This window comes from Rhodococcus sp. NPDC059968 (assembly GCF_042738615.1).
Lineage (GTDB): Bacteria > Actinomycetota > Actinomycetes > Mycobacteriales > Mycobacteriaceae > Rhodococcus_F.
In genome coordinates this window covers 1-4,230 of the sequence record NZ_JBHWUE010000217.1, presented here as the reverse complement: position 1 = coordinate 4,230, position 4,230 = coordinate 1, and the positions used below count along the sequence as shown (strand labels likewise).

5 protein-coding genes are annotated in these 4,230 nt (G+C 68.2%); 3 read left to right on the top strand and 2 right to left on the bottom strand.

Annotated elements, in window-relative coordinates; genetic code table 11:
• From ACFWAY_RS53085 to ACFWAY_RS53075, 3 genes are all read left to right on the top strand, one after another.
• Positions 1 to 521, top strand: a 521-nt coding sequence (locus tag ACFWAY_RS53085) for a response regulator transcription factor (RefSeq protein ID WP_378516448.1), incomplete at its 5' end; no start/stop codon positions are given.
• A 55-nt stretch (positions 522 to 576) separates the two neighbouring features.
• Positions 577 to 801, top strand: coding sequence for a hypothetical protein (locus ACFWAY_RS53080; RefSeq protein ID WP_378516447.1), 225 nt, complete (start codon positions 577 to 579; stop codon positions 799 to 801).
• On the top strand, positions 798 to 1,943 hold the full coding sequence (locus tag ACFWAY_RS53075; RefSeq protein WP_378516446.1) for an LLM class flavin-dependent oxidoreductase: 1,146 nt from the start codon (positions 798 to 800) through the stop codon (positions 1,941 to 1,943). Before ACFWAY_RS53080 ends, ACFWAY_RS53075 begins: the two co-directional genes overlap by 4 nt.
• A gap of 118 nt (positions 1,944 to 2,061) precedes the next feature.
• Here ACFWAY_RS53075 and ACFWAY_RS53070 read toward each other — a convergent pair whose 3' ends face one another.
• Both ACFWAY_RS53070 and ACFWAY_RS53065 read right to left on the bottom strand, forming a co-directional pair.
• Complete coding sequence (locus ACFWAY_RS53070) at positions 2,062 to 2,637, bottom strand: GNAT family N-acetyltransferase (RefSeq protein ID WP_378516445.1); 576 nt, start codon at positions 2,635 to 2,637, stop codon at positions 2,062 to 2,064.
• Positions 2,638 to 2,770: 133 nt separating this feature from the next.
• On the bottom strand, positions 2,771 to 3,820 hold the full coding sequence (locus tag ACFWAY_RS53065) for an NAD(P)H-dependent flavin oxidoreductase (protein WP_378516444.1): 1,050 nt from the start codon (positions 3,818 to 3,820) through the stop codon (positions 2,771 to 2,773).
• Positions 3,821 to 4,230 lie beyond the last annotated feature (410 nt).

The following is a 4,230-nucleotide window of genomic DNA, read 5'->3' as shown; positions in this document are numbered from 1 at the left end:
ACCTGAGGACACCGTCGACAGAACAAAACCACAACCACCCACTAAACCACCTGGTCAAACCACATAAACTGCTGCCAAACCGCCGCAACTTCGGCCTAGCCGCCGGTGACGCTAACGGCCTCCTCTCCGCCTCCCGCCAGTTCGGGGACATGGGAGACCTACTCGGCGCGGCGGACACCGCCGCGCACGCCGCCACCACCTTTCGCCGCCGCGGCCGCAACGGATCCGCGCTTACCGCCGCCGCCCGCGCGCAGCGCCTGACCGACGCGTGCGAGGGTGCCCAGACACCCGCACTGGCCGAGGCACTCCAACCCTCACCCCTGACCACCCGGCAACGCGAAGTCATCACCCTCGCCGCCCAAGGACTGTCGAACAAACAAATCGCCAAGAAAATGACCCTATCCGTCCGCACCATCGAAGGACACCTCCACCGAGCCGCCCTCAAAACCGGCGTCTCCGGCCGCGAAGACCTCGGCGCCATCCTCACCGGCGAACACACCCCTCCCCATCGTGGGCACTAACTGGAGTAGCCAACTACTCCACCCCACCGTGCGCGCCGAACGCACCCTGAAACCCATGAGCACACCACTGACACCCCGCGAGCAGGCGCTACGACGACTGCCTCACCCCTACTCCCTCGCCCTGCGGCTTCGGGACGCCGGCGTCGCCCACGACCAAATGTGCACGTACCTCGACATCGACGCCCACGCCCTCCCACCGCTCCTCGAGCTCGCCAACGCCAAACTCGCCGCAGCACTGCGCACCACCCACCCCGAAACCGAACCGGAGGAACAACCATGAACGGCTTCAAGACCGGGCTGATGGACCACGCGATTCACCCCCGCTTCGCGCCGGACCTGACGCTGCGCAACACCCGAGCACAAGCGGTCGCCGGCGGAGCCGATTCGATGTGGCTGCCCGACCACCTCAACAGCCTCCTCCCGTCCTCCATCTGGAAACCCCACTACACCGGCGGAGCCAAGCTGACACCAAGCGCGAACGCGTTCTACGAGCCCTGGACTGCCCTCGGCTACGTTGCCGCCCACAACAAGCTCGCACGCCTACGCCTCGGTGTCGGCGTCACCGACGCCGGCCGGCGCAACCCCGCCGTCACCGCCCAAGCCGCCGCCACCCTCCACCTTCTCAGCCGCGGCCGCGGCATCCTCGGCTTCGGGCCCGGCGAACGCGAAGGCAACCAACCCTACGGAGTCGACTGGACCCAACCCGTCGGACGATTCGAGGAAGCCCTCGCCACCATCCGCGCACTGTGGAACTCCGGCGGCACACCCGTCACCCGGGACTCGAAGTTCTTCCCGCTGCGTGACGCTGTCTTCGACATCCCACCCCACAAAGGGACCCGGCCCCCGATCTGGGTCGCCGCCCACGGACCCCGGATGCTGCGCATCGCCGGCCACTACGCCGACGCCTGGTTCCCCGGCTACGCGCAAACCCCGAAGCAATACGCCGAAAAGCTCGACATCATCCGGGCCGCCGCTGACAACGCCCGACGCGACCCCCAGACGATCCTGCCCGCCGCCCTCTTCTTCATCCTCACCGCCCGCACCACCATCCAGGTCGACGATATGGTCGATTCGGTGCCCGCCCGCGTGGGCGCACTCAACGCGCCAGCCCATGTCTGGGCCCGCCACGGCGTCGAACACCCCCTCGGCCCCGACTTCACCGGCGCCCAGGACCTGCTCCCCCACACCATCGATGAAGCCACCGCCCTCGACTACGCCGACCGCGTTCCGCCCTCCCTCGTCCGCGAAACCTTCCTCACCGGCACCCCCACCGACATCATCGACCAACTCGCCGACTGGCGGGACAACGGCGCCCGATACGCCGTCCTCGCCAACCTCAGCGCCGTCCACCCCCAGATGAGCGTGGGCCTCGCCTCATCGCTACCACTCGTCCAGATACTCCGCGGTACGAAACGGCTCTGACAAGGAGCGGCGGACACCCCCGACCTTCAAACCGGCCGCCGGCAACGCGATCCAGTCCGCGACGGCATCACCGTCCGGGTGTCGCCGACCGCACCCCATGGCTGAGGCCACCGACGACCTACAGGCGTAGCTCCATGAACACCGCCGCCGACTCGAGCCCAGCACTCACCGCCTCCGACCCCGGGAACGGCGGCGTCTCCACGAACCCGTCGGATCGATACAACGCATGCGCCGCCGTCATAAATCGCAGCGACTCGAGACGAACCGTGACAAACCCCTCCGTGCGGGCAGCATCAAGCAACTCTCTCAGCAGCGCCCGCGCCACACCCCTGCCACGCACAACCGGGCGAACGTAGACCCGTTTGAGCTCGGCGGTGACATCATCGACCGGTTTCAGCATTCCGACCCCGACAATGCCCTCCGTATTTCGCGCCACCAGCAACCGGCCCCGCGGCCCGGTGATCGCCGGCAGCTCCGCCATGAACGCCCGGTGCATCCTCTCCGCGGAATCCGCCCGCACCGGGCGACCGAGCATCCCGGCCAATTCCTCACCCGCCCAGGCCCAGTACTCCCGAATCAACGGCTCCACCGCGGCCGCAGCACCGAGGTCCGACGCGTCCTCGAGCCACCACCGATCCGGAATCTTCCCGTCCGCGCCGCGCTCAGGGCACTCGTCCGGCGATGCACCTGTCACCGCGGCCACCTTTCACACCACCGGCCCGAGCACCGATGACACGACCATCCCACCACCACGTCACTCCTGAACAGTCATCTCACCGACGAGAACCGAACGAGCACGGGGGCGCGGCGCGGACCCGACACCCAGGTCACGGCGGTGAGATCCGCTTCGCCGCAGCCTCGAGCGACGCACGGCACCCCGTGACCAGGCGCTGCACCACCTCGGCAGCGGGCCGCTCCTTCGCGAGCTGGTAGGCCTGCCCGGCCCAGAGATTCACCGCTTCACTGTCCCCGCTCTCCCGCGCGGCCTTGCGCAGCGGCGACGTCGCGTAGTGGATCTCCGGGTAGGCCGCGGGTGCGGTGGCGGTGTGCTCGTCGAGGAATCGGTTGCGGATGCCACGCGCCCACCGTCCGGTGAACGCACGAGTGAGCGCGGTCGGCCGCCCCCTGGTGAGTGCGTCGCGCACCACCGCCGAGGTACCCGCCTCCGGGCAGCACATAAAGACCGATCCGAGCTGCGCGGCGGCCGCGCCACCCGCCAACGCCGCTGCCAGCCCAGCGCCGGTGGTGATGCCGCCGCTGGCCACCAGGGGGACCGGGAAGACCGTGCCGCGCAACAACTGCATCAACGCGATCAGGCCGATCGGGTCGGTCAGATCGTCGCCCGGACGGGAGAGGAAGGTCGCGCGATGCCCGCCGGCTTCGGCTCCTTGCGCGATCAACACGTCCGCGCGCGCAGCCACGGCGACCTGCGCCTCGATCGTCGACGTCACGGTCACCCACACCTCGGACCCGACACCGTGCAGTCGCTCGATCTCTGTCGGCGACGGGCAGCCGAACGTAAACGACACCACCGCAACGGGATCAGCGACGAGGAGGTCGAGCTTGGCGGACCAGTCATCGTCGTCGAAACGCGGTTCGCCGACCTCGGCTCCGGTCGCGGCGAGCTCGTCGAGGTACGGCGCGATCTGCTCGACCGGTGTCGGCTTCCCCGGCGCGAACAGGTTCACACCGAACCGCGCCGAGGTGAGCAGCCGCGTCTGTGCAACCCGTTGCGCCAGCGTATCGGCACTCAGATATCCGCCCGCGAGGATGCCGAACCCACCCGCCTCGGCGACGGCCGCGGTGAGCTCCGGCGCTGACGGCCCGCCCGCCATCGGCGCAAGAACGATGGGCGCAGAAATGTCGTCGAGGATCACGCGGACTCCAATTCTTCGAGTACCACCCCGACGGCGCCGAGAATCAACACGCTCCCCATCCCACCAGTATCCCCGGCCGCCTGGGCGGTCGCGGGCGAATCAAGATCCCGCCCGGTATCGGGCGGTTCCAGGCTCCGGGCGGATGTTCGTGGTGCGCGCAAACCCGCTGCTGTGAAACGTTGGCACGGGTGATGGGATGGAGTGACCATCCGTGCACTGCCCAGAACTGCACTGGCCCTCTCGCATTGGCGACGAACGACGTCGATGCTGCCTGCAGTCAGCGGTTGCCGATCAGTGCGATCACCGACCGGTTCAGCTAGCCCGAAGTTGCGGCGGTTTGGCAGCAGTTTATGTGGTTTGACCAGGTGGTTTAGTGGGTGGTTGTGGTTTTGTTCTGTCGACGGTGTCCT